The sequence below is a fragment of the Variovorax sp. WDL1 genome (genome assembly GCF_001541225.1).
GTDB lineage: Bacteria > Pseudomonadota > Gammaproteobacteria > Burkholderiales > Burkholderiaceae_C > Variovorax.
This window is the reverse complement of the sequence record NZ_LMTS01000002.1, coordinates 1-438: the sequence shown is the minus strand read 5'-3', so window position 1 is coordinate 438 and position 438 is coordinate 1. Positions and strand designations below refer to the sequence as shown.

General features: G+C 71.0%; 1 protein-coding gene. It reads left to right on the top strand.

Translation table 11 applies throughout. The features are described 5' to 3' along the window. The coding region (locus APY03_RS00015) for a hypothetical protein (protein ID WP_443082789.1) at nucleotides 1–414 on the top strand (414 nt) is incomplete at its 5' end. Nucleotides 415–438: the final 24 nt, after the last annotated feature.

Below are 438 nucleotides of genomic sequence, written 5' to 3'. Positions count from 1 at the left end.
ATCACGAGCGGCGGCGAGCTCAAGATCGCCACCCAGGGGGTGCTGGGCAATACCGGCGGCACACTGGAAGCGCAGAGCCTTCAGCTCGCCAGCGGCAGCGACATCGACAACCGCGGCGGCACGTTGCGCCAGACCGGTGGTGTCGGCTTGACGGTGACCGCACCGATCCTGAGCAACACGGCCGGTGGCGTGATCGGCGCCGAGCCGGTGCCGGAGACAACACCCGCGCAAGCGAACACGGCTGCAGGCACCGGTGGCACCGGGACCTCCGGCCCGGCGGTGCCGGACACCGGCGACGGCATGGGCAGCAGCGGCGGCAACGGCAGTGCCACGACAACATCGCCAAATGACATGCCCGTGCCCGCACCCGGCACCATCACCGCCGCCGGCAGCGTCCTCAGGGCACGCGCGTAAACCCGATCGTGCAGGTGCACGCGG